At 47.9% G+C, this 19,804-nt stretch carries 15 protein-coding genes and 2 pseudogenes; 4 read left to right on the top strand and 13 right to left on the bottom strand.

Annotated elements, in window-relative coordinates; translation table 11 throughout:
- Positions 1 to 8: 8 nt before the first annotated feature.
- Positions 9 to 971, top strand: coding sequence for a UV DNA damage repair endonuclease UvsE (gene uvsE, locus ACWHAR_RS11615; RefSeq protein ID WP_014419117.1), 963 nt, complete (start codon positions 9 to 11; stop codon positions 969 to 971).
- 68 nt (positions 972 to 1,039) lie between these two features.
- The gene (locus ACWHAR_RS11610) at positions 1,040 to 1,312 is read left to right on the top strand and encodes a hypothetical protein (protein WP_003151087.1); all 273 of its coding nucleotides are present in this window, start codon (positions 1,040 to 1,042) and stop codon (positions 1,310 to 1,312) included.
- Between the two features lie 66 nt (positions 1,313 to 1,378).
- Here the strand turns inward: ACWHAR_RS11610 and ACWHAR_RS11605 are convergent, their stop codons facing one another.
- The 8 genes from ACWHAR_RS11605 to ACWHAR_RS11570 all read right to left on the bottom strand — a co-directional run bounded on the left by ACWHAR_RS11605 (position 1,379) and on the right by ACWHAR_RS11570 (position 12,598).
- On the bottom strand, positions 1,379 to 3,106 hold the full coding sequence (locus ACWHAR_RS11605) for an ABC transporter ATP-binding protein (protein WP_032875919.1): 1,728 nt from the start codon (positions 3,104 to 3,106) through the stop codon (positions 1,379 to 1,381).
- Between the two features lie 80 nt (positions 3,107 to 3,186).
- On the bottom strand, positions 3,187 to 4,689 hold the full coding sequence (cls, locus tag ACWHAR_RS11600; protein ID WP_032875916.1) for a cardiolipin synthase: 1,503 nt from the start codon (positions 4,687 to 4,689) through the stop codon (positions 3,187 to 3,189).
- Between the two features lie 95 nt (positions 4,690 to 4,784).
- Entirely contained in the window at positions 4,785 to 5,414 is a 630-nt protein-coding gene (locus ACWHAR_RS11595) for a YitT family protein (RefSeq protein ID WP_032875913.1), read from the bottom strand.
- Between the two features lie 139 nt (positions 5,415 to 5,553).
- Positions 5,554 to 6,225 carry a respiratory nitrate reductase subunit gamma gene (gene narI / locus ACWHAR_RS11590; protein ID WP_032875911.1) on the bottom strand — a complete coding sequence of 224 codons (672 nt, stop codon included), beginning with the start codon at positions 6,223 to 6,225 and terminating at the stop codon, positions 5,554 to 5,556.
- Positions 6,222 to 6,779: a nitrate reductase molybdenum cofactor assembly chaperone gene (gene narJ / locus ACWHAR_RS11585; protein WP_032875908.1), complete on the bottom strand. Its 558-nt coding sequence runs from the start codon at positions 6,777 to 6,779 to the stop codon at positions 6,222 to 6,224. Before narJ ends, narI begins: the two co-directional genes overlap by 4 nt.
- Positions 6,780 to 6,804: 25 nt before the next feature.
- Complete coding sequence (narH, locus tag ACWHAR_RS11580) at positions 6,805 to 8,268, bottom strand: nitrate reductase subunit beta (protein ID WP_032875905.1); 1,464 nt, start codon at positions 8,266 to 8,268, stop codon at positions 6,805 to 6,807.
- Entirely contained in the window at positions 8,258 to 11,944 is a 3,687-nt protein-coding gene (locus ACWHAR_RS11575; RefSeq protein ID WP_032875902.1) for a nitrate reductase subunit alpha, read from the bottom strand. Before ACWHAR_RS11575 ends, narH begins: the two co-directional genes overlap by 11 nt.
- Positions 11,945 to 12,121: 177 nt before the next feature.
- Positions 12,122 to 12,598, bottom strand: coding sequence for a cyclic nucleotide-binding domain-containing protein (locus ACWHAR_RS11570; RefSeq protein ID WP_032875899.1), 477 nt, complete (start codon positions 12,596 to 12,598; stop codon positions 12,122 to 12,124).
- Positions 12,599 to 12,740: 142 nt separating this feature from the next.
- Between ACWHAR_RS11570 and ACWHAR_RS11565 the strand changes: the two are divergent.
- Positions 12,741 to 13,459, top strand: a pseudogene (locus ACWHAR_RS11565) (YwiC-like family protein).
- A 31-nt stretch (positions 13,460 to 13,490) separates the two neighbouring features.
- Here ACWHAR_RS11565 and ACWHAR_RS11560 read toward each other — a convergent pair.
- From ACWHAR_RS11560 to ACWHAR_RS11545, 4 genes are all read right to left on the bottom strand, one after another.
- A complete protein-coding gene (locus ACWHAR_RS11560; protein WP_032875896.1) occupies positions 13,491 to 14,207 on the bottom strand; it encodes a Crp/Fnr family transcriptional regulator in 717 nt (238 codons plus the stop codon).
- A 97-nt stretch (positions 14,208 to 14,304) separates the two neighbouring features.
- On the bottom strand, positions 14,305 to 15,495 hold the full coding sequence (narK, locus tag ACWHAR_RS11555; protein WP_032875893.1) for a nitrate transporter NarK: 1,191 nt from the start codon (positions 15,493 to 15,495) through the stop codon (positions 14,305 to 14,307).
- A 133-nt stretch (positions 15,496 to 15,628) separates the two neighbouring features.
- A complete protein-coding gene (gene argS, locus ACWHAR_RS11550; protein ID WP_007407633.1) occupies positions 15,629 to 17,299 on the bottom strand; it encodes an arginine--tRNA ligase in 1,671 nt (556 codons plus the stop codon).
- Positions 17,296 to 17,724 (bottom strand): DUF1934 domain-containing protein, encoded by a 429-nt coding sequence (locus ACWHAR_RS11545; protein WP_032869448.1) that lies wholly within the window; start codon positions 17,722 to 17,724, stop codon positions 17,296 to 17,298. The genes argS and ACWHAR_RS11545 overlap by 4 nt, the downstream gene beginning before the upstream one ends.
- Positions 17,725 to 17,877: 153 nt before the next feature.
- Here ACWHAR_RS11545 and ACWHAR_RS11540 point away from each other — a divergent pair.
- Positions 17,878 to 18,390, top strand: a pseudogene (locus tag ACWHAR_RS11540) (bacteriocin biosynthesis protein AlbG); the annotation flags it as partial.
- A 6-nt stretch (positions 18,391 to 18,396) separates the two neighbouring features.
- Here ACWHAR_RS11540 and ACWHAR_RS11535 read toward each other — a convergent pair.
- Positions 18,397 to 19,773, bottom strand: coding sequence for a YncE family protein (locus tag ACWHAR_RS11535; RefSeq protein WP_032875890.1), 1,377 nt, complete (start codon positions 19,771 to 19,773; stop codon positions 18,397 to 18,399).
- Positions 19,774 to 19,804: the final 31 nt, after the last annotated feature.

The raw sequence follows: 19,804 nt of genomic DNA, 5'->3' as shown, positions 1-19,804 counted from the left end.
GAAACCATATGCTGTTCAGATTCGGATTCGTCGCAAACGCCATGTGCCTTTGGGACGCGTCCCCCGCAAAAACCTTAACATATGCGCGCTATACCAAGCTTTCCCGCAGTGAGCGGAAAGAGGCCCTGCTTTCTGTGACGAAAGCCAATCTTACCAATACGCTGCGCACGATCCATTATGTGATCGGACACGGCATCCCGCTGTACAGGTTCTCAAGCTCGATTGTGCCGCTGGCCACCCATCCGGATGTGCTGTGGGATTTTGTCACGCCGTTTCGCCAGGAGTTCCGTGAGATCGGCGGGCTGGTCAGAAAATATGACCTCAGAACGAGCTTTCATCCGAACCAATTCACGCTTTTTACAAGCCCGAAACAGGAGATCACCGCAAATGCGGTCAAGGATATGGCCTATCATTATGACATGCTGGACGCAATGGGCATCGCGGACCGTTCCGTCATCAACATCCATGTCGGAGGCGCTTACGGTGACAAACAAAGCGCGCTTGGCCGTTTCCGCGTGAATCTGAAAGAACTTCCCGATGTCATCAAACAGCGGATGACTTTAGAAAACGATGATAAAACATATACGTCCGAGGAAACACTCAGTGTATGTGAGCAAGAAGGCATTCCGTTTGTGTTTGATTATCACCATTTTTACGCCAATCCGACCGATGACGCTGATTTAGATGACATTCTTCCGCGGATGATCAAAACATGGCAGCGGATCGGCTTAAAGCCGAAGGTCCATCTCTCCTCGCCAAAATCAGAATCAGCCGTACGCAGTCATGCGGACTATGTGGATGCGAATTTTATTCTGCCGGTGCTGGAGCGGTTCAGACAATGGGATACGGACATCGACTTTATGATTGAGGCGAAAGAGAAAGACCGGGCGCTGCTACGGCTCGTCGAAGAATTAAGCGCCATCCGCGGAGTCAAACGCCTGGCGGGCGGAGTGCTGAAGTGGAAGGCATAACCAGGTTTATCACCCGTTTATATGGGGAATTTCCGAAATAACAGACCATCAGACGGAGGAGAAAACATATGAAAAACATTACATCTTTGAAAATAGCCGCTAAGAAGTTCACTTTGCGAAACATGCTTCAGCTTTATCAGCTTTGCCACACGGGAGGCCACGAGCTGTATATCTACTCTAAAAAAACGATGTGCAAAATCAAAGATATCATTGAGCTGGAAACGTTCAGAATGGCCCATAAAGAACAAGAATATTTAATTGTAGTGGAAGGAAAGAAAGCGGTGCAGCTTGTTGACCGTTTCAAACATATCATCGAACCTGCGCAAAAAGAAGCCCATTAAATACGGACTACATAAAAAAAGGATAGACAGGAGGCTGCCCGGCCCCTTTTGTCTATCCTTTTTCTTTTATTGATGTATCAGCTCGCCGAATTGGGCCTGATGGAGTCTCTGGTACATGCCGCCGGATGCCAGCAGTTCCTTATGATGACCTTGTTCAGCAATGCCTTCTTTCGTGACGACGACGATCCGGTCCGCATCCTTAATCGTAGCCAGCCGATGGGCGATCACAAGCGTTGTGCGTCCTTCAGACAGCTCTTGCAGCGATTTTTGAATGGCGGCTTCTGTTTCTGTATCGAGGGCTGATGTAGCCTCGTCTAAAATTAAGATCGACGGGTTTTTCAAAAACATTCTGGCGATGGAAAGCCGCTGCTTCTGCCCGCCTGACAGCTTCACGCCGCGCTCGCCGATCACCGTGTTTAAACCGTCGGGATACCCGTTTACCAAATCCTCTAAATGCGCCTGGCGGACGGCCTGCCAGATTTCTTCCTCAGACGCATCGAGCCGCCCGTAAGCAATGTTTTCCCGCAATGTGCCGGAAAACAGAAAGACATCCTGCTGGACGACGCCGATTTGTCCGCGCAGAGATGACAGCGTCATGTCCTTAATATCGATTCCGTCGATGGAAATCACGCCTTCAGACGGCTCATAAAAGCGCGGCAGCAGACTTGTCAGCGTTGATTTTCCCGCTCCCGAAGGCCCGACGAATGCGACTGTCTCCCCGGCATGAATGGACAAATTGATTCCCGACAGAACCGGACTGTTTTCTTCGTAACCGAATGACACACGATCATAACGGATATTCCCTTTTAAACCGGACACATGTCTCGCGTTCGGGGCGTCCTTGATATCAGGCTCCGTTTCCAGTATTTCTATAAAGCTTTTAAAACCGGCAATGCCTCTCGGATACATCTCAATAATCGCGTTGATTTTATCAATCGGACGGAACAGAACGTTCGTCAGCAGCACAAAAGCGACGAATTCCCCGTAAGATAGCGATCCGCGGATCACGAACCATGTCCCGCACAACAGGACGAACAGCGTGACGAATCTTGTCAGCATGTAACTGATCGAGCCGTTTTTCGCCATGATTTTATATGACGTCAGCTTTGTTTTGCGGAAACGCTGATTGTTCACGTCAAACCGCTTCATTTCAAACGCTTCATTGCTGAAAGCCTGAACAAGACGGATGCCGCCGATATTGTTTTCAACCCTCGCGCTGAAGTCCCCGACGTCTTTGTTCAGTTTTGTAAACGCAGAGGTCATTTTTTTATTAAAATACAAAGCAAGCCAAATGACGACCGGCATAATGATAAAAGTCAACAGCGCAAGCTGCCAGTTAATAAACAGCATCACACCGAACGCGCCCAAAATCGTCATAATCGCGATAAACAGGTCTTCAGGTCCGTGATGGGCGGTTTCTCCGATATACATCAAATCATTGGTGAGCTTGGACATTAAACTGCCAGTTTTGTTGTTATCGTAAAATTTGAACGAAAGCTTTTGCAGATGGTCGAAAAGCTTTTTCCGCATATCGGTTTCAATGTTAATGCCGAGCATATGGCCCCAATACGTCACAACATACTGAAGCGCCGAGCTGAGGGCGTAGACCCCGAATAAAGCCGCTGAAGTCAAAATAATCAGACTCCAATCCCGCCCCGGGAGCAATGTATCGATAAAGTAATTGACAATCAGAGGAAAACTCAGCTCCATCAATCCGCCGGCGATGGCAGAAAAGAAGTCGAGAAAAAACAGCTTTTTGTACGGTTTATAATAAGAAAAAAATTGTCGCAGCACGATTCCGTCCTCCTTGTGCCTCGTTCTTAATGATAATATTTCTCAATTATACTATACACAAGGAGTTTTAAAAGCGTTTTTTATAAAACGCCGGAAAATAACCGTGCGAAGGATTCCTTCGTTCTTTCCCATAATGTGCGTTTATAGAAACGGACGGGGCTGATTTTTTCAGACTCCTTCATATCCTCCAGATAATGCGCTTCAAGATCTTTGATCGCCTCTTGATCTGTAAAAAAGACATTGACTTCAAAGTTCAGCTGAAAACTTCTCATGTCCATATTCGCTGTCCCGACAGAGGCGAGGTTTCCGTCAGTGATGAGCACCTTTTGATGCATAAAGCCTTTTTGATAGGAATAGACTTCGATTCCTTCGCGAAGAAGCTCGGGGAAATACGATCTCGTCGCGTACTGGGTTAAAAACCCGTCATTGGTTTCCGGCACCATGACACGCACCCGGACGCCTCTGGCAGCAGCCTCCTTTAGCGCTGTGCGGATCGGCTCATTCGGCACGAAATAAGGCGTCGCGATCCATACAGACGATTCGGCCGCCGCTATCATGGCGTAATACAGATCGCTCATCCGCTCCTTCATATCGGGGCCTGTCGGAACGACTTGATAGACGCCGCCGCTTTCTGCAGGGACCGGGCGGCTGTATGCTTTCTGATCAATCAGCACCTCATCCGAAACGTATTCCCAATCAAGCATAAAAATGCTGTGGAGCGTCTGAACGATTTCTCCTTCGACTTTCATATGGGTGTCCCGCCAAAAGCCGACATCTTGGTCTTTGCCGATATACTCCTTGCCGACATTCAGCCCGCCGACAAAACCGGTTTTCCCGTCAACGATGACGATCTTGCGGTGATTTCTGAAATTGAATTTTTGGTTGAAAAAACCGTATTTCAGCGGCAGAAACGGGACGATGTTCACGCCCGCGCGTTTCAGTTTTTTAATATCTTTTCCGGCCAGCTTCAGGCTGCCGGCCGCGTCGAACAAAAACCGCACTTCCACGCCTTGACGCGCCTTTTCCATCATAATGTCCATCATCTTGTGCCCGAGCATGTCTGATTTGAACATGTAATACTCAATATGTATAAATGACGCGGCCTCCCGGAGCGCCTCAAACAGCTCAGGAAATGTTTCGTCCCCGTTTTTGAGCACCTTCAGCCTGCTTTTTGTATTGATATTCATATGGGACGCCTTGATTGAATATTGAAAGAAACGCTTCTGATTTCCTTTCAGCTCGGTCAGATCGGGTGTCTGTTCCATATCAAATATCGTTCTCAGCTTTTCCCGGTTGTATGTCCGTTTCGACCTGAACAGCTTGCCTTTTTCATAAAGCTGGCCGGAAAAAAGGTAAAATAAGTACCCGGCGATCGGAAAAAACACAAGAATATGAATCCATAACAACGTGTGCTGCGAGGTGCGGTTTTCAAGAATTAACGAATAGATGCTGAACAAAATAATGCTTGCATAGCAAAGCACCCCTCCGTAAAACTCAAGCCTGGAAACCGGAAAAAACCATATGACATATGCTCCGATAAGCATCATATATAAAAAGCAAAATTCCAGTCTCCTTTTCAGCATCCCGACTCTCTCCCATCTGATCCGATATCTCTGTATACCCTCTGTTTTCCGGCTTGTAAACATATGAAAAAGCCTCTCCGCACGAGCGGAAAGGCTTATGATGAAGCTTCTTGTGATTGGCCGGGTGTGATGTTCTGAAGCAATGCCGGATTGAGCGAGCAGCTGCCTTTGATTTTATTTTTGAAGATGCCGATGATCAGACCGGTGACCGCTATCGACACTAAGGAGAAGAGCCCTTTCAGCAATCCGACGGAGAAAATGCCGGCCAGCACGACGCCAAAATCGAAGAGGAAATTAACGGCACCCGGATTCCATCCGCAGCGCTTTTGCAGAAATAAAGCGAGGATATTGGCGCCGCCGAGCGATGCCTGATGATAAAACATGAGCGACAAGCCCAACCCGATCAGCGCCCCGCCGCAAATCGCCCCGGCAAGCGGTGAAACAGAGACCGGCGGCAGCCAGTGATCCGCGCCGGTAAACAGAGTCAGCACTGTGACTGCAAAAACGGTGGATAGAGTGAATTTGATTCCCATTCTGATGAGAGAAAATATATAAAACGGGATATTAATCAGAAAGAAGATAATCGCAAACGAGGAATGAAACACGTATGACAGGCTTAGTGACAGTCCCGCTGTGCCGCCGGTTAATACATGAGAATGTCTGAGTGTCAGGACGCCGGCGCTTGTCATCAGACAGGCGGCTAAAATGAGGAAAATCCGCTTCATTCTTCACTCTCCTTTCGTTGATGTTATTTCCAAATAAAACATAACATGAATCCCCGCTTACCAGCCATTACCTTGGCAGAAAATATCTTATGTTTTTATTTTTTCACCATAAAAAATCCCCCTCTTGCAGGGGGGATTTTCACGTGCGTTTCCGATAGACAACATAGCTGCGGGTCAAATACTTGAGGGGCAGGCTGAACACGTGAACCAATCTTGTAAACGGCCAAAGGATAAAAACGACGTACCCTATGATGATATGAAACTTAAACCATAGCGGGACACTTTCCATCAAAGAAGCGTCAGGGCGGAACAAAACAATTTCCCTGAACCACGGCCCGACTGTTGCCCTGTAATCAAATCCTTTCGAGTCAATGTTGAGGAACGTGGCCGCAACGCCCGACAGCATCATAAAAAGCAGCAGGATGAGCGTCAGGATATCCGATGGCGAGCTGGTTTTGCGGATTCTTTTGTCAAACAGCCTTCTGTACGTCAGGATGACAAGTCCGGTACATGCCGCGATCCCCGCCGGCAGGCCTGCGCCAATCGCCATTTTGTGATACATATGCTCGGAAATGCCAAGAGAAGCATACACGCCTTCCGGGATCAAAATTCCCATGACATGTCCGCCGACAACGCATAGCAGTCCCCAATGAAAAAGTGTGCTGCCAGCGGCGAGTTTTTTCTTTTCTAACAGCTCGCTTGATTTCGCCGTCCAGCCGAATTGGTCATGCTGATAGCGGTAAATATGCCCGCCGATAAAGATCGTCAATACAATGTATGGCATAATACCCCAGAGGATCTGTCCGTTCATGCCTGAACAGCCCCTTCTTCAGTGCTTTCACGTACACCGATGTTTTCAAGCGCGGCCAGCAGCACGTGCAGCAGTTCAGCGTATATACTGTCATTTTTTTCGAGGCGGGATGCCAGTTCCCTCACATTGGAAAGATATTTCTCAAACACGCTTCTCGCTGCTTCAATCTCCGCAACTGCGGCGAATTCCAGCATCAGCGGCAGGTAATCTGGCAGTTCTTTATCTGTCGGCAGGAAACCGGATTGCTGGTAGGTGTTTTTTAAATGCAGCAATTCGATGCCGCGTTCCCTTTGTTCGCCTGAGTTAAAGTAAGTGACGTACATATTCGTTTTTTTCCCAAAATCGAACGTATACACATAGTGTTCAATCAGCGCTTCCGGAGAAAAGCCGGCTGCCGCCTCTAAAAAGTGCAGCAATTTCTCCCGGATTTGCTGATTGGTGATGTCATGGATAAGAGCCTTCCAATCGGGAAGCCCGGCTCTCCACTCTTCATCCGGATATGAGAGAAGAACGGAAAGAGCGGAGAACGTCATTTGCCGGTCTGTGGTGTTCATGTTATTACACCTCATTTATGAAAAATTAGAAACAAGAGCCCGGGCCGCCTGAAAATGATAAGCCGCAGCTCCCTTGTTCAGCGTATAAATCAGACACTTCTTCACGATGGCTGCTCGGGATCACAAAGCGGTCATCATATTTGGCGATCGCCAGCAGCCGGTACATGTCTTCAATTTGCTGTTCTGTTAAGCCGACACTGGAGACCAATGCCGGGTCGATGGATTTATTCGTCTGAACCGCCCTCATATACTGGCGCATGACAGACATTTTCTTTAACGTGGACCGAATATGATCCGTATCCCCCGCCGTTAATAACTGCGCCAAATAGTCAATCGGAATTCTCATTTGGTCGATAGCCGGAAAAATCGCTTCCGCCGTTTGCCGGCTGCCTTTTCCTTCAAAGAGATTCATAATCGGGCTGAGCGGCGGAATGTACCAAACCATCGGCAGCGTACGGTACTCAGGGTGAAGCGGAAGCGCAATCTTCCAGTCAATGATCATTTTATAGATCGGCGATCGCTGCGCAGCCTCTATCCATTCAGCCGGGATGCCTTGTTCTTTTGCCAGTTTGGCAATCTCAGGATCATTCGGATCAAGAAAAACGTCCAGTTGGGAATGGTAGAGATCCTTTTCATTTTCAACCGATGCCGCTTCCTCCACTTTGTCCGCGTCATACAGCATGACGCCGAGATAGCGGATTCTGCCCACACACGTTTCAGAGCAGATAGTCGGCAGCCCCGCCTCCAATCGCGGGAAGCAGAGTGTGCATTTTTCCGCTTTGTTCGTTTGCCAGTTAAAATAGACTTTTTTATAAGGACAGGATGACACGCAATACCTCCATGAACGGCATGCGTTTTGATCCACAAGCACAATGCCGTCTTCATCGCGTTTGTACATGGCGCCGGAAGGACAGGATGACACGCACGCCGGATTGATGCAGTGTTCGCAAATACGCGGCAGATACATCATAAAGACCTCATCGAATTCCGTTTTAATGGATTCCTCCATTTTTTGAACGTTTGGATCTTCAAGCCCTGTAATATGGCCGCCCGCGAGATCATCTTCCCAGTTCGGGCCCCATTCGATATTCATGAAATCCCCCGTTAAGGACGATTTCGGGCGCGCCACCGGCTGGTGTTTTTTCTGCGGGCTGTTTGTTAACGTTTCATAATCATAGTTCCAAGGTTCATAGTAGTCATCAATCGTCGGCTGGTTCGGGTTATAGAAAAGGCCTGCAAGCCGGTTTGTTTTCGGGCCTGACTTCAGTTCAAGCTTTCCTTTTTTCAACGTCCAGCCGCCTTTATATTTGTCCTGATCCTCCCATTGCTTCGGGTAGCCGATGCCAGGCTTTGTTTCTACATTATTGAAGTACATATATTCCGCACCGGAACGGTTTGTCCACGTGTTTTTGCAGGTGACGCTGCACGTGTGGCAGCCGATGCATTTATCCAAGTTCATGACCATCCCGATTTGCGCTTTAATCTTCAAGCCAATCGACCTCCTTCAGCTTGCGGATGACGACATTCAGATCGCGCTGATTCCCCGTCGGACCGTAATAGTTAAAGCCGTAGCTGAGCTGGGCATAGCCCCCGATCATCTGGGTCGGCTTGACGTGGATCCTTGTCGGGCTGTTATGGGTGCCTCCGCGGTTATTCGTCAGTTTTGTGCCGGGCACATTGATGTGGCGGTCCTGGGCATGATGCATAAACGCCATTCCTTTAGGAATCCGATGAGACAAAACCGCTCTCGCGACGACAACGCCGTTTCGGTTGAAGCATTCAATCCAATCGTTGTCTTTGATATCCGTATCCGCAGCATCATCTTTATTCATCCACACGGTCGGCCCGCCGCGGAACAGCGTCAGCATCGGCAGAGAATCAAAATACATGCTGTGGACGGACCATTTATTATGCGGCGTCAAATAATTAAGAACGATCTCTTTGCCCTCTTGATCAGGCCGCTTGCTTAGGAACGGACGGTGCTGGAGGATCGGTTTAAATGTCGCCATCGTTTCACCGAATTCCATCATCAGTTCATGATCGACATAATAGGATTGTCTGCCTGTCAGCGTCCGCCACGGAATTAATTTTTCCACATTCGTCGTAAACGGCGAATACCTTCGCCCTCCTTTTTCTGAGCCGGTAAAGGCCGGAGAGGTGATGACCGTTTTCGGCTGGGCTGTAATTTGCTCGAACGTAAAGCATTCTTCCTCGCGCTCTTCCGCCAGGTCTTTCAGCTTCAGGTTTGTGATGTTTTCAAGCGATTCCCATGCTTTCACGGCGACTTTTCCATTGGAGGTGGACGACAGGGTTAAAATCGCTTCCGCCGCCTGCTTCGCTTCACTTATATTCGGACATCCTTTGGCAACGCTGTTTGAATCGGTTTCTCCCAGTCTCTGTTTGAGTGATTCATATTCATCCGCAATCGACCAGCTCATCCCTTTTGTTCCGCTCGGTTTTAAAGCCGTATGAGGACCAAGCGCGGTCATTTTATGAAAAATGTGTTTGTAATCCCGTTCAACGACATGGATGTTCGGCATCGTTTTTCCCGGAATGGCTTCACATTCACCCTTGCTCCAGTCATTGATTTTGCCGAACGGCTGGGCCAATTCCTGCATCGTGTCGTGGAGGAGCGGCGTGGCGACTACCTCTTTCACCGGCTCCATATCGACTTCTTCCGCCAGATCGGAAACGGCTTTTGACAGCGCCTTGAAAATATCCCAGTCTGACTTCGATTCCCACGGCGCCGAGATGGCCGGAGCAAATGGATGAATAAACGGATGCATATCCGTGCTGCTGAGATCGTGTTTTTCATACCATGTCGCCGCCGGCAGCACGATATCGGAATACAGCGCCGTACCCGCCATTCGAAAATCGAGGTTGATTAACAAGTCGAGCTTTCCTTCCGGTGCCTGCTCCCTCCATTTGATTTCTTCAGGGCGAATGCTGTCGCTGTCGTCATTCATCAAACCGTTCGTCGTCCCCAGCAGATGCTTAAGAAAGTATTCATGCCCTTTTCCTGAGCTTGAGATCAGATTTGCCCGCCATACGAAGAGATTCCTTGGGAAATTCACTTCATTGTCTGGGTCTTCAATCGCGAATTTCAGTTTTTTCTCTTGAAGCCGTGAGGCCACGTACGCACCTACGTCTTCAGGTGTCGCCGCCCCCGCCTTCTCAGCTTCTTTGTACAGATCAATGCCGTTTTGATTGAATGTCGGGTAAGACGGAAGCCACCCTAATCGCGCCGCCAGCACATTGTAATCGGCGTGATGCTTGTAGCGGGATGACGCGGCGATCGGTGAAGCCAAGTCACTGATCGGCTGGTCTTCATAACGCCACTGGTCTGTCGCAAAGTAGAAAAACGAGGTGCCGTTTTGCAGTTTAGGCACGCCTTCCCAGTCCTTTGCGGTTGCAATCGTCTGCCACCCTTCAGCGGGACGGAGCTTTTCCTGACCGACATAATGAGCCCAGCCTCCGCCGTTTACGCCTTGGGCGCCTACGAGTAAAACAAGATTTAACACCGCACGGTAAATCGTGTCGGAGTTGAACCAGTGGTTAATGCCGGCCCCTACGATAATCATGGATCTGCCGTCTGTATCGATCGCATTTTGGGCAAACTCCCTGGCAATCTGTATAACGGCTTCTCTTTTAATTCCCGTGATCTGTTCCTGCCAGGCAGGTGTGAACGGACGGGGATCATCATAAGATGCGGCTGATTGTCCGCCGATGCCCCGGTTCACGCCGTAGTTGGCCAATATCAAGTCAAACACGGTCGTGACGTACGTCTCCTCACCATTCAGATCCAATTTTTTAATAGGAAGATTCCGCTCCAGCACTTTGTTTCCGTCATTTGAAAAATACGGAATGCGCACCATGCCGATTTCGTCCTCTATTCCGAGCACGGAGAGACGGGGCTCAATCTGTTCCCCGGTGTCTTCGTCGATCATGTGCAGATTCCATTTCTGCTGCCCGTCCCAGCGGGAGCCCATTGTTCCTTGCGGTATGGCAAACGCACCTGTCTGTTCATTCCAGACCGCCGGCTTCCACTGATCATTTTTTGTCTGCCGCCCGATGTCTTTTGCATGCAGAAACCGCCCGGCTGTATACACGCCGTTTTCTTTTGACAGAGTGACGAAGAATGGAAAATCGGTGTATTGCTTCGCGTACTCAATAAAACGTTCAGTTTCTTGGTTCACGTAAAATTCCTGCAAAATGACGTGACCCATCGCCATCGCAAGCGCCCCGTCAGTCCCCTGGCGGATACTCAGCCAGTCATCCGCAAACTTTGAGGATTCCGCAAAATCCGGGCTGATTGAAATGACCTTGGCGCCTTTATAGCGGGCTTCCGCCAGAAAATGCGCATCAGGCGTTCTCGTTAACGGAACGTTGGAGCCCCATGTGATGATATAGCCTGAATTGTACCAATCACTGCTCTCCGGAACGTCCGTCTGGTCGCCCCAAATTTGCGGGGACGCCGGCGGAAGATCCGCATACCAGTCATAAAAACTGAGCATTGGGCCGCCGATTAACGACATGAATCGCGAACCTGATGCGTGGCTGATCATGGACATCGCCGGGATCGGAGAAAAACCGACATTCCGGTCAGGCCCGTATTTCATCACTGTATACAGCAGAGAGGCTGAAATCAGCTTCAGCACCTCCGGCCATTCCGCGCGGACAAAGCCGCCTTTCCCCCTTGCCTGTTTATAGGACTTCGCTTTTTCAGGGTTTTCGACGATCGATTTCCAGGCATCCAGCGGATTTTGATGCGCCTGCAACGCTTCCCGCCACAAATTGATCAGCACACCGCGGACATATGGATATTTCACACGGAGCGGGCTGTAGATGTACCAAGAAAAACTGGCCCCCCGCGGACAGCCTCTCGGTTCGAAATCAGGCATATCCGGGCCTGTTGATGGATAATTCAAGTTTTGTCCTTCCCACGTGACAATTCCGTTTTTCACATAAATATTCCAGCTGCAAGAACCCGTACAGTTGACGCCGTGGGTGGAGCGAACGACTTTGTCGTACTGCCATCTGTTTCTGTATACATTCTCCCAATCACGATCTTCGCTTGTCGTTTGGCTATGGTTATTTGAATGATGTTCGATAGGAGAAAAATAGTTTAATCTCCTGAGCAACGGACTCATTTTCTTTTTCTTCATGATCGTTCACTCCTTCCGAGTCAGGTAATGCTATGTACACTATAAACAGAGACGGCGCATCACCTTGTGAACTATGTCACACACTCTGCTTTTTTCACAAAACGTTCACACAAAGCAGCAGGAAGGATTTTCAAACGATATGGGGACGCCCGGCGTCATCAAAAAAACCGGTTCTGTTTAAGAACCGGGTTCGGCGTTTTCATCCCGTGATGTATGCAGGTACCGCAAAAACAATTGATAGGAACAGAAGACATTTTGCTGAAGCATCGCCAAAAAGTTCATTTGCAGCCGCGGATGGTAAGACATCATTTGCTTAATTACGGAATATGGAATATGGAGTACCAGAATATCCGGTGAGGCATTGACTGAGATAAAAGGCGATAAAGAGAGCCCGCCTTTTTCATCAATCGGAAACACATCGCCTTTTTCCCACAGCGCAACGGTTTGCGATCCTTCAGGGAGCCTGCTGTCCGTAAAACGGATATTGCCTTTTAATACAATATAAACGGATTGTGAATGAAGAAAGGATGGAGATTGGTCAGATGAGCCGCGGATAAACGTCCCGTTTTTCAGCAAGGTTTCGACAATGGACAGAGGCACTTCATTAAACATAGGAAGTTGTTTCAGAAATAATAAATAGTCACACTGATTCATAGGAAAGCCTCCTGTGCTAAGGATAGCTTTAGTGTAGCCCGATTGAGCCTGCACGGCAGTGATGTATTTCACAGCTTGTATGATAAAAGTCACTTATCAGGAGAGTGTTTGCACTTATAATGAAATAAAAAGGAGGGTTTCGATGAAGGCGATGATTCCGAAGCAGCACGGCGCATGGGCGATGCTGCTGATTCCATTTTTACTCGGCATGGTCAAGGGAGGCCCGGTTTTCTGGCATATTCCGCTCTTTTTGGGCTGGCTGTTCCTTTCTTAACGGTTTATCCCGTTTCGCTCGCTTTGAAAAAGAAACAGCTTCAGCTCTATCAAAAGTGGATATGGTATTACGGTTTTCCGGCCTGCTGCTTTTTGATCATTTCTGTCTTTCATAAGCCGCAGCTCGTCTGGATCGGCGTTTTTTTATTGCCGCTGTTTCTCATACATACGCATTATGCCCGCCGAAAAAACGAACGGGCGCTCACGAATGATATTGCAGGTGTTCTGTTCTTTTGTTCAGGCGGGCTTGCGAGCTGCTGGCTGGGAACGGGAACCCTTGACGGCTGGGCCTGGTTTCTATTCTTGCAATCCGCTTTATTTTTTGTCGGGAGTTCTTTTTATGTGAAATCGGTCATCCGGGAGAGAAAAAACAGAACCTTTGCATACTGGTCGTGGGGATATCACCTCTTGCTCCCCTTTTTATCGGCTCTTCTCGGGGCAGGCTGGGCGTTTCTCGCTTTTATCCCAAGCAGTCTGCGGGCCTGGTTTTTTCACGGAAGAGACTGGCCGGTGAAAACGATCGGCATTCTGGAAATCGTAAATGCCGGCTTCTTTCTTGCCGTCATGTGCCTGTTTATCACAAGGTAAAAAAACAAGGACACCGCTGTCCTTGTTTTTTTCAGTCAATATTGCAGATCTCAAGCGGACAATTTTCACACTCGATCTCACACCGTAAATAGTCCCGCTTGTGCAAAATAATTTTTCCGGTTTCGTCTATCGAAATAACCCCTTGTTTGCGGAGGTCTCCCAGCATGCGGTTGACGCTCTCCCTTGCCGCCGCGCAAAACTTAGCCAAATCCTGATTTGTCAGCACAATGTTAATCAGAATCCCGTCGCTTCGATCCACCCCGTAGCTGTTTGATAAGCGGATAAGGGTGGAATAGAGCGCCCCCTTTTTGCCGTGAAGAAGCAGGTCCCTGATCTTGGACTGGATTTTTCGAAGATGGGTGCTCATCCATTTCATAAATTCAAACGTCAAAACACCGTTTTGGATCAATTCCTTTTCCAGCTTGTTTTTATTAATGACGAGCACCTCGCCATCCTCTAACACTTTCGCACTGAGCATATATCTCGGCTCATCTGTGAATAGCGTCAATTCCCCGACAATATCGTTTTTTTGGCAGATTCTAAGCGTCAGATCTTTTCCGTCAGACGTCAGCTTGCCGATTTCAATGAGTCCTGATTGAATCAGATAAAGCTCTTTTGCATCCATTCCTTCTTGAAACAAATACGTGTGTTTTTTCATTTTCCTTTTCGTACTGATCGATTCCAGCAATTCATGCAGTTCGCGGGAAAGAAGTTCTTTATCAGATTTTCGGACAGAGAGAATATTCATGAGCTCACCTCGAAGAAAGTCACGTTGCGTATGTATATTGTAACGTGACTTGATTTGCACTCACCCAGAAAAAACTAACAATCTTGTGAATGGATCATTATGAATTGAGGCTCTGACTGTTTCTCTCCGTATGTGTTTTCATTTTTTCCTGCCAATACATCCAGATCACAAGGACAAAGCTGGCTAACGCGACCTCTGAAAGCGCCATAAACCCGATCGCGTATTGGCCTGTTGCCTGAAATACACTTGCCAGAATCAGCGGAGGGAAAAAACCGCCCAGTCCGCCCATAGCTGACACAATACCGTTGGCAATCCCCGCTTGCTTCGAAAAGTAGAAAGGCACCAGTTTAAATACAGTCCCGTTTCCAATCCCTGAGCAGACTGCCACCGTCAGCGATCCAAACGCATAAAGACCGATCGTCGGGGAGAATGACAGCATGACGCCTGACAGCGTAAGCCCTGCGAAAACGAACATCAGAATACGGAGCGGGCTCAGTTTATCTGCAAGAAACCCTCCCACAGGCCTGAGCAGTGTAGAGACCGCAATAAAGCCGGCCGTCCGCAGACCGGCGTCCGCAGGGCTCAGCCCAAAATGCTCAACCAAAAAATTCGGAAGATAGATGGTAAAGGCGACAAAGGCGCCGAACGTAATAAAATAAAACAGGCTCAACATCCACAGCACATGATTTCGGTAAACGGCTTTCATTTGTGTCTTTATGGAAACTTTGACTTTCTTCTCATGCCGGTCGCCGAACAAAACGTGCAGTAATGCGAAAACAGCCAGCAAAACAAGATACATCTGCACGGTTGCTTTCCATCCCGCGGCTTGAGCGATAACCGGCGCCGCAAAGGTAGTAACGGCAGTTCCGATGTTTCCGGCACCGTAAATCCCATTGACGACACCGTGCTTTTCTTTCGGATAATATTTCGGGAGGGACGTCACTCCGATGGAGAATACCGCTCCCCCGATCCCTAAGAAAAAGCCGCCCGCGATTAAATCAAATAAAGAATCCGCGATACTGATCCAAAATACAGGAAACAAAAGCAGGATGAAGCTGATCATAAACATCAGCCGCGCGCCATATCTGTTCGTTAAATATCCTAAAGGAATACGGAGAAGCGATCCGAGAATAACGGGAATCGCCGTCACCAATGAAATCTCGCCTTTGCTTAAATGAATATCTGATGTCATTTGAGAAATGAGCGATGAAATCAGCACCCACACCATAAACCCTGCCACTAAGCTTAATGACTGCAACGATAATTGAATATGTTGACGATTGATCATTCGGCTTGCCCCTTTCACTGATTCAATATCAGTCTTATCATACAAAAACTCAGTGTGCGGGATTGTGAATTACATCACACGCTTTATATACAAAAAAAGAACAAAGCCCGAAGACTTTGTCCTTTGATCATCATTACATTTTTTCCGGAGCGGATACGCCGATCAGCTGAAGCGCATTGTTCAGCGTAATTTGCGTCGCCTTCATTAAAGCGAGACGCGCGCGGCTCTTCTCTTTATTTTCCGGATCGATGACTTTCTCCGCATTGTAGAAGCTGTGCAGAGCGGAAGCCAGATCATAAATATAGTTTGTGACACGGTGAGGAATGCGTTTTTCCGCCGCTTCTGCCACTGCCTCAGGGAAGCCGCCGATCGTTTTCAGCAGGTCATATTCTTTTTCTGATTGAATATGGCTGAAATCAAGATCTGCCGCCGGTTTAAGTCCCTGCTCCTCCCCTTGGCGAAGCATGCTGCAAATACGTGCATGTGCGTATTGCGCATAATACACAGGGTTTTCGTTAGATGTGGATACGGCAAGATCCAAGTCAAAATCCATGTGCGTATCAGCACTGCGCATCGCGAAGAAATAACGGACCGCGTCAAGGCCGACCTCTTCAATCAGGTCGCGCATCGTTACGGCTTTCCCCGTACGTTTGCTCATCTTCATTTTTTCGCCGTTTTTGTATAAATGAACGAGCTGAATGATCTCAACTTCCAATGTGCCTTTCTTGTAACCGAGCGCTTCAATTGCCGCTTTCATACGCGGAATATACCCGTGGTGATCCGCGCCCCATACATTGATGAGCTTGTCGAATCCGCGGTCAAGTTTGTCTTTATGGTATGCGATATCCGGCAGCAAATAAGTGTATGAGCCGTCTTTTTTGATCAGCACACGGTCTTTATCGTCGCCGAACGTTGTGGAACGGAACCATGTCGCGCCGTCCTCTTCGTATACATGGCCCTTTTCGCGAAGCGCCTCGAGCGCCTGATCAATTTTTCCGTTTTCGTACAGTGACGTTTCAGAATACCATACGTCAAACGGCACGCGGAAATTTTCCAGGTCGGAGCGAAGTTTATCAAGCTCGTACTTTAAGCCGTATTCACGGAAAAACGCCTGACGTTCGCTCTCCTCTTCATGTACGAAACGGTCGCCGAAATCTTCGGCAAGCTTTTTCCCGATGGCGATAATATCCTCGCCGCGGTAGCCGTCTTCCGGCATCGGTTTCTCGAGACCGAGCGCTTCAAAATAACGGACTTCAACGGAAAGCGCCAGGTTGTTAATCTGGTTGCCCGCATCATTAATATAGTATTCGCGGCTCACATCATAGCCCGCTTTAGAAAGCACGCTGCACAGCGCGTCACCTACCGCCGCGCCGCGCGCATGGCCTAAGTGAAGATCTCCCGTCGGGTTGGCCGATACGAATTCGACCTGAATCTTTTCGCCTTGTCCGATGTTTGTCTCTCCGTAATGTTCACCCGCTTCAAGCACGGACGGAATCAGTTTTGTTAAGTAGCTGTTGTTCATGTAAAAGTTGATAAAGCCGGGTCCCGCAATATCCATCTTTTCAATGGAAGCTTTGCCTTTATCAAATGACGCCACGATCTCCTCAGCGATTTGACGCGGCGCTTTTTTTGCGATTCTCGCCAGCTGCATCGCCATATTTGTGGAATAATCACCGTGTGTTTTTTCTTTCGGCGTTTCTAACAGTACGCTTGGAATCTGGCTTTCGTCCGCCAGGCCCGCTTTCAGAACGGCCGCTTTGATCTCTTCCTTCAGCACGTCCTTCATTTGTTCCGCAATGTTCATGCGTGAGTTCCTCCCTCATACGTGATCGTCATATTATGTAAATGCTGCTGCTCGTCTCCGACATGCATGTCATATGCGATGCTGATTCGGCCTTTTTCTTCACCGAGATCAGATTGAATCGATTTTGTGCTTGTTTGCAGCTCAAGCTCACCAAATGACATTTTATATTTCGCAATTGTGGAAGCTCCCGTTATGAAACGCTGATTCATTTTAACAGCGCCTGACCTCATGATCAGGACTTCGCCTTCGCTCACCTTCACAATCGTTTTTACTTTGCCCAGGTCGTGTTCTTCATAATAAGATAGATACACTTTTTGTTGTTTTACATAGTAAAATCCGGTAGTACGGAATTCGATGACTTCCTCATTTCCGTCATCCTCGATCACAGACTTCACATGGAGTGTTATCGGTGTCTCTTGTTTCATTTTGACACGTCCTTTTCATCATTCCGCTTTGACTTGAATAGTATAATCCTTCAGTTTGTAAACTTCAACTGCTTCTATCTTACCATCATTGCTCATTAGATTTGAAGATAAACCTCATAAAAAGCAGTTCCTTATGAGAAGAGAAAATCATATCACTATGTCACCCAATCCGTGAAAAACATGACAGCAGCTTTTCAGAAACCCAAACAGTCTCATCGAAGCTGCTGCGACTTCCAGCAGCATAGATTGTGCAGCAGAAATGCCAACGATGTCAAAGCGCTGCGTGACAGCTATAAAAACGTCCGCCAAACACACGTGATGGCTGCTGTATTATGCCAAGTCATCATATTCGGCTGCGTGTTCGAAATCGTCAAAGCCGTCCCTTTCCGCTTTCACACGCCCCTTGCCGTATCAATGGGACTCACGGTGTTACTGATTTTGTATTTATTGTATTTTATGCGGACGTACTTGCTGCAGCTTTTCCAGCATGGCAGCCTGTTCAAAAAAGGGCTTGCGGGAGCGCTGACAGGAGCCGGGGTTTGGTGGATGCTCAGTTTCACCATAAGTGAACTGCTGTTTTTAATCATCCTGGCTGCCATCCAGCAGATCGGCTCATTTATTTATAAACGATTTTTTTATCGCAGCTCTGCTTCTCTCAACCTGTGAAATAAGCTACATCGCAATCGCTGACGGACCAGCCCCAACCGGAATCACCGTCATGGCTGTATAATCACTCGTGCGGTATACGGTTACGGTATTGTCGTCGGGCTGTGCTGCATAAATGTACTGATTATCAGGTGTTACGGCGAGGTCAAAGGCGCCGGGCAGAGACACGTTTGCAATGATCCTCTGTCCAGCCGTATTAACTACGTATAAGTTATTAATGAGAAACGGTTCACTATATGGCTCTAGAAAATAAGCCCTAGTGCTATCGCGAGAAAATACAATCGTCCTCAGAGTTTCAAATAAACGGTTGAAGTCGCCTCCCCTGCTTAATGGTGACAAACTGATCTCCGTTACACCTTTCGGCAGCAGCTCACCATTCAACACATACGCAAAATTTCCAGCGTAAGGAGTGGCAATTAAACTGGGAAATTCAAATGTATCTATGATACTTTCTACCAACTGCCCAGTATTTACATCATATTTATCAACCGACCAACTGCTTCCATTAGCGGTATAGACATACTGTCCATTAGGATCAAGAGCAAAGTCTAAAGCGCCGGGTATCGGAATGACATCAATGACCGATTGAGAGGCCATGTTGATCATATATATAGATCCGGCGGCCATCACGTACGCGAACTCATCTGTTGAATCAAATTCAACCTTTCTCGGCCCTCCTCCAACAGTGATGGTATTTATGATGGTTAAAGTTTTATTATCTAGCACTGAGACAAGGTTGGTATTCCCATGGAGGACATACGTGAAAGCTTTATCGAAAGTAACGCCTAGATTAGTTGGCACGTCAGAAAAATGGATTGTTTTTACAACAGTGTTTAAATCTGAATCAATAACCGAAACCGTGCTGTCTCCTGAATTGGCTGTAAACACATACGATTGAGGGTCTCTCGATGGCGGTAAAACAAGTGTCCCGGTCACCGTAAGCGGACTGCCGTAGAAAGGCGGTACAATGAGAAGATCTTCCACTGTTATTTGACTGAAATCAGGACAGCGGCCAGACTGCGCTGCATAATAAACAACTTGATCAATCTCTTCAGTATGAATCACAGAAACAGACCCGTCCCCTTGTCCATATTGATTTCGTACAGGCGACACACTGACAAGAAGCGTAACGGTCCCTTTAACTCTCACGGCATATCGAACACCGATATCTTCTGGTTCCGGCCCAGTCTGGATTAAGCAAGGCTCACTGATACATAATAAATGAGCAGTACTCCATGTAACCGTCGCAGCTGCTTCGGCAGAATCAATGGTGAACCCCTCGGGAATGTCAATCGGCACTTGAAACGGCGCTTCTCTGCTAATTTCCTCATCACAAAAACAGAAACAATTTTCCTGTAAAGCAGACAGATCATTCTTTTTCATCAATTCACGTCCTTTTAGAAATGTACAGCAT

This window comes from Bacillus sp. LR--39, assembly GCF_053613335.1.
Note: the sequence above shows the minus strand (reverse complement) of the source record. Positions and strands in the feature narration are given on the sequence as shown.